Source organism: Priestia flexa NBRC 15715, from assembly GCF_001591565.1.
Taxonomy (GTDB): Bacteria; Bacillota; Bacilli; order Bacillales; family Bacillaceae_H; genus Priestia; species Priestia flexa.
Genome location: NZ_BCVD01000189.1, coordinates 1 through 4514 on the forward strand (window position 1 = coordinate 1; position 4514 = coordinate 4514).

Annotated in this window: 6 protein-coding genes; 1 reads left to right on the forward strand and 5 read right to left on the reverse strand. The window is 39.3% G+C overall.

The features are described from left to right. Window positions 1-8: 8 nt before the first annotated feature. From BFL01S_RS21165 to BFL01S_RS19015, 4 genes are read right to left on the reverse strand one after another with little or no spacing between them, the layout of a single operon-like run. Window positions 9-446 (reverse strand): zinc-binding dehydrogenase, encoded by a 438-nt coding sequence (locus tag BFL01S_RS21165; protein WP_235859264.1) that lies wholly within the window; start codon window positions 444-446, stop codon window positions 9-11. After that, window positions 443-640 carry a hypothetical protein gene (locus tag BFL01S_RS21170; RefSeq protein ID WP_235859265.1) on the reverse strand — a complete coding sequence of 66 codons (198 nt, stop codon included), beginning with the start codon at window positions 638-640 and terminating at the stop codon, window positions 443-445. Before BFL01S_RS21170 ends, BFL01S_RS21165 begins: the two co-directional genes overlap by 4 nt. Then, on the reverse strand, window positions 579-974 hold the full coding sequence (locus BFL01S_RS21175) for an alcohol dehydrogenase catalytic domain-containing protein (RefSeq protein WP_235859266.1): 396 nt from the start codon (window positions 972-974) through the stop codon (window positions 579-581). The genes BFL01S_RS21170 and BFL01S_RS21175 overlap by 62 nt, the downstream gene beginning before the upstream one ends. A 13-nt stretch (window positions 975-987) precedes the next feature. Then, window positions 988-1485 (reverse strand): lactoylglutathione lyase family protein, encoded by a 498-nt coding sequence (locus BFL01S_RS19015; RefSeq protein WP_025910373.1) that lies wholly within the window; start codon window positions 1483-1485, stop codon window positions 988-990. A gap of 173 nt (window positions 1486-1658) precedes the next feature. Here BFL01S_RS19015 and BFL01S_RS19020 point away from each other — a divergent pair, with 173 nt between their 5' ends. After that, complete coding sequence (locus tag BFL01S_RS19020; RefSeq protein WP_025910372.1) at window positions 1659-2024, forward strand: winged helix-turn-helix transcriptional regulator; 366 nt, start codon at window positions 1659-1661, stop codon at window positions 2022-2024. 15 nt (window positions 2025-2039) lie between these two features. Here the strand turns inward: BFL01S_RS19020 and BFL01S_RS19025 are convergent, their stop codons facing one another. Then, on the reverse strand, window positions 2040-4376 hold the full coding sequence (locus BFL01S_RS19025; protein WP_025910371.1) for a YhgE/Pip domain-containing protein: 2337 nt from the start codon (window positions 4374-4376) through the stop codon (window positions 2040-2042). Window positions 4377-4514: the final 138 nt, after the last annotated feature.

Genomic DNA, 4514 nt, shown 5'->3' on the forward strand with positions numbered 1-4514 from the left:
CTTTATGCTTATAGCACTGCAATGATTTTCCCTGTCATAGTGCGACTAGCTAACTGTGCTAGTGCTTGTAGAACCTCATCTAAAGAAATAGTTTTCTCAACAAGCGGATCTAGCTTTCCTTCTTTCACAAGCTCTAACATGTTATCGCCCGTTTTCTTTAGAGCTGCTTGCTCGTGACGATTAGCTGATTGATGAGCACTGCCTAATGCAACTTGATGAAAAGAAAGTGGATGTGCAAATGAAATGGCGCTATTCACATCAGGTGGACCTGCAATAAAAGCGATTTGCCCGTTAAACGCAAGTGCTTCTAGTGACTTGTTTGCATTTTCTCTTCCAACCGTGTCAAGCACAGCATGAACAGCTAATCCATTTGTAATAGCAAGAGTTTCTTTCACAAAATCTTCTTCTTTATAATCAATGGCGTAATCTGCACCTAATGATTTCACATACTCATGATTTTTTTAGAAACTGTTGTGATGACAGTTAAACCTGCCTGCTTAGCAAGTTGAATGGCAACCCCCCCTACTCCACCTGCTCCGGCATGAATTAAAATGAACTGACCTTCCTCAATATGAAGCTTAGAGAATAGCGCTTGGTATGCAGTGTAGACAGCACAAGGTAGCGGCTGCTGCCGCTTCAAATGATACGCCTTCTGGGATAACAGATACCGTATGAGCTGTTGTGACAGTATACTCAGCAAAACCGCCTTTTTTCGTTAGATCTCCGTGATACACAACGCGGTCACTCACTTGAATATCGGTTACGTTCGCACCTACTTCTTCAACAACACCAGCTACGTCTAGTCCTAAAATATGAGGATATGACCAGCTTGGATTTCCACCCGTTGCAGTCTTATAATCAACAGGGTTTAGCGCCGTAGCATGCACTTGCACAAGCACTTCTCCTTCACCAGGCACAGATTTTTTACTGTTTCCAACCTGCATTTGTTCCCATTTCCCTTTTCCCTCTAACAATAAAGCTTTTATCTTAGTAAGCTCCGTCTGAATACGTTAGCTCATAACTATGCGTATAGATTTCGATTAAATTGCCGAATGGATCTTCACAGTACACCATTTTGTAAGGCTTCTCGTTTGGATAATACTCACGAATTGGCATACGCTGCTTTCCACCATGAGCAACAATTTTTTCTGCAAGTCCTTCAATATCAGGGTCTTGAACGCAGAAGTGGAAAATACCAGTTTTCCAAAATTCAAAGTTATTTTCAGGCGTTTCATTTTGAAGAAACTCAAAGATTTCTACACCGATTTTATCTCCTGTTGCTAAGTGTGCAATACGAAACTTCCCCCAGCCTGATCCAAAAACATCCGTACACATTTGTCCAATTGCACTGTCATCTTCTACAATTTCAGATGGCTCCATAATGACGTACCATCCTAGTACTTCCTTATAAAATTTAACGGCTTCGTCCAAATTAGGAACAGAAAGCCCGATATGTGAAAATGAACGTGGATATGGTTGATTCATTTTTGTTTCCTCCTTCATATTTAAGATTGGTTTCAGTATAATGGAACCACCTATTCATGACTAGACGGCACTTTCGTGTAACCAGGTTACCAACTCGTAACCCTATTGACGAATTCATTCAATAGATTGTCCAACTAGTATGCTTCTATTACGTTACATAAGGAGAGATAAAGTTGAAAACCACAAAATACAATATTCCTGTCGAAGCCACGCTTGAAGTAATCGGTGGCAAATGGAAGGTTGTAATTCTTTGTCACTTAAAAGAACAAACACTTCGATTCAGCGAGCTACAGCGCATCATTCCAAATATCACAAAAAAAATGCTCTCCCAGCAGCTTAGAGAGTTAGAACATGACGGCATTATTAAACGTACTTTATATGATGAGATTCCACCTAAAGTCGAGTATTCGCTAACGGATGAAGGAGAGACCCTTCGAGAAGTGTTAGATTTGATGTGCTCATGGGGAAATGCACGCATTGAGAAAGATCCAAACGCCGTGAATTTGTATAAAGAACATGAAAAGAAGCTTAGCCATTAGGCTAAGCTTCTTTCATTAAGCTGTTGCTTCTTCATCTTCATTTACTTTGCGAAATTTTCGTGCATTCAAGCTGAAGATAATAATTGTTAAGATAATAAACACCAGCGCAAATATTCCTAGCACGCCCGCTTGACTCCAAGCAAACCCATAGTCATTACCAACCGAAATAATTTCACGGAATCCGCGAATCGCATACGTCATCGGTAAGAACGGATTAATTACTTGGAAAAATTCTGGCACTAGCGCTTTTGGGAACGTTCCGGAGCTTCCTCCGATTTGAAGGAGAAGCACAATAAACGTTAAGAACTGCCCTACTTTACCTAAAGCTGTTGTTAAGAATAACACCAGCGTAAAGAACGTTAAGCCTGTAATAATGGTGAACACATAAAATCTCCACACGCTTGTCACATGTAAATCAAGTCCCCACAGCAGTGCTGTTGCTACAAGAATCGATTGGAAAATTGCCATAAACCCAATTACGCTAAACTTACTTAAGAACCAAGCAAAGCCAGACGTTGGTGTAATCGCTGGATCTTTTAATGAGTAAACAGAAGAGAACATAAGCGCTCCTGCGAATAATCCAATACATAGAATGTATGGTGTTAAGCCCACTCCGTACTTATCTACATTGTTCTGTTTGTCAGCTTGCAAGTCAGTTGGACTAGCAAACATGCTGTACGTTTTATCGTTTGGATTCACTTCTTTGGCATCATTTGCTCCTTCTTGTAGAGAAGAATGAAGCTCACTTGTACCGTCTGCTAAATCGGATGACCCATCATAAAGTTTATTCGAACCATCTTGTAAATCTTTCGAACCATTTACAAGCTTCTGTCCACCTTTATTCAGTTCATCTAAACCATCTGCTAACTTGCCGCTTCCTGTTTCCGTTTTTTGGATTCCTTCTTTTAGGTCACCCGTTGCGTCAACAAGCTTGTTAGCTCCACTATTAATGGTTTCCATACCACTATTAAACGTTGTGAACTTTTCGTTAAAAGTTCCAAACTTTTCATTGAACGTTTTCTCGCTAGCTGCTAGTTTAGCTGCCCCATCGTAAATCTGTGACTGTCCGTCAGAAATTTTACCGATAGCACTTTGAATGTCCTGACCACCTTTTGAAAGCTCTTGTAAACCGTTTGCCAATACTTGAACCTGATCAACTTTTGCTTTCAATTCTTTAATCTGCTCTTGCTGCTGCTCCATAAACTGCTGGTTAGACAACTCGTTAATATCAGCAATTAATTTTTGTTTTTGGTCATCTGGAATCGATTCATTTTCATTAATTGAAGTAATAAGCTGCTGCTTTTTCGTATCAAATGATTGACGAACAGAATCAATTTTCTCTTTAAGAGCTGCGGCTTCTTTTTGCTTAACCGCAATTTCATTGGCTACTTCATTGACTTTGGTATTAGCTTCATTCAGTCCTGATACGAACTCAGGAAGCTTCCCTTCTAACTCTTTCGTCCCAGTTTGCAGTTCACCTAACTTTTCTTGCAAAGTTCCTGCACCTGTTTCTAATTGCTTAGACGCCGTATATAATTGATCAGAGCCTTCTTGTAGTTTCTTTGCTCCATCGGCGGCTGTTCCAATTCCTTTTGCTAACTCTCCTTGCTTCTCATTAATTTGTGTTGCGCCCTCTAAAAGCTTGACGGTTGCGCTATGCAGATCTGTTGCACCTTTATTCGCATCACTAATTCCATCTGCTAATTTTTCCACGCCATCTTCAAACGCAACTGTACTTTCTGCTAATTTTTTCAAATTATCGCGAAGCGTTTTGGAACCATCTTCAATTTTTCCAGCACCGTCGCTTGCTTCTTGAAGACCATCCGCCACTTCTTTGAAGCTATCAAATACAGTTTCCGCGTACTGCTTCGTTACTTCCTCTTTTATTTGTTCATTGATTTTTGTTACTGCGTTTGAACCAATCTGTGCACCGGAATAGTTTTTACCAGCGTTCGTATGGTAGACAAACTTCATTTTCTTTGGATCTTCGTCCATTAAAGTTGTTGCGTTTTCAGAGAAATTACTTGGCAGTTCTAGGACGAGATAATACTTTTCATTCTTTAAGCCTTCTAGCGCTTCTTCTTTATTCGTAAAACGCCAGTCAAACGTATCATTATCCTTTAAATTTTCAACAAAATCATCACCGACGTGAAGTTCTTTCCCATCTAGAGTAGCGCCTTTGTCTTCATTGACAACGGCTACAGGAATTTGATCTGTTTTTCCATATGGATCCCAATAAGCTGATAAAAAAATCACATTATATAAGAACGGAACGAATAATAAGCCCACAATAATTAAGATATTCATCGGCTTTGAAATAATGGATTTCCATTCTCCCTTCAGCATATTCATCGTTAAATCCCCCAATAGCTTTTCAGTTAAATTGACTATTTGACTAAAAAACAAATACAGTCATTAAGTTCTGATTAATGTTATCATATTCACAAACAGTAGGTCAATTACAATTTATTAATTTTTTTCTTCTTATTT

Excerpts from the sequence above, each read along its gene's own strand:
- BFL01S_RS19025 (WP_025910371.1), bottom strand. The coding sequence starts at position 4,376 with ATGAATATGCTGAAGGGAGAATGGAAATCCATTATTTCAAAGCCGATG.
- BFL01S_RS19015 (WP_025910373.1), bottom strand. The coding sequence starts at position 1,485 with ATGAATCAACCATATCCACGTTCATTTTCACATATCGGGCTTTCTGTT.